Genomic DNA, 276 nt, shown 5'->3' on the forward strand with positions numbered 1-276 from the left:
CCTGCGCCGGCAGCTCCGTCAGCACCCGCACCACACCCGCACGCGCCAGCATCGACTCCCGCCGCACCACCGGCTGATCCACCCCCACCGGCACATACACCCCACCGGCCGCCAGCACCCCCAGCACCGCCACCACCTGATCGGCACCCTTGGGCAGCACCACCCCCACCGCGTCCCCCGGCACCACCCCCGACGCCCGCAACCACCCCGCCACCCCCAACGCCCGCTCCGCCAACTCCCCGTACGTCACCACACCCGCATCCGACACCAGCGCGG

Annotated in this window: 1 protein-coding gene; it reads right to left on the reverse strand. The window is 75.0% G+C overall.

What is annotated here, in order from left to right:
- Positions 1 to 268: AMP-binding protein (locus ACWJ6R_RS38245; RefSeq protein WP_449066834.1), on the reverse strand; the 268-nt coding region annotated here is incomplete at its 3' end.
- Positions 269 to 276: the final 8 nt, after the last annotated feature.

The organism is Planomonospora algeriensis (assembly GCF_977012225.1).